1 protein-coding gene is annotated in these 239 nt (G+C 68.2%); it reads left to right on the top strand.

Annotated features, from left to right (window positions below):
- Positions 1–239 (top strand): hypothetical protein (locus tag RZA33_RS19780; RefSeq protein WP_317510061.1); only part of this gene is annotated, 239 nt, incomplete at both ends.

Here is a 239-nt window from a genome sequence, read left to right as displayed (position 1 = left end):
TTGCGTGTCCGAGATCCCGGAGCTGAACCACCTGCAGGCGACGCGTCCCGACGTCCAGGTCGTCGGCGTGACCTTCGACCCGCTGCCCACCACGCGCATGCTGGCCGCCAAGCACGGCATCCGCTACACGACGCGGTCCGACGCTAAGGCCAGCATCGACCCACTGCGACTGCAGGGCTACCCGACACTGCTGCTGGTCAAACCCGACGGCACACTGGCCGCGGTGAAAAGCGGCGGTG

Origin of the sequence: Halovibrio sp. HP20-59 (assembly GCF_033052795.2) — a bacterium.
Taxonomy (GTDB): Bacteria; Pseudomonadota; Gammaproteobacteria; order Pseudomonadales; family Halomonadaceae; genus Vreelandella.
The sequence above is the reverse complement of the archived record's forward strand: the minus strand, read 5'-3'. Positions and strand labels throughout refer to the sequence as shown.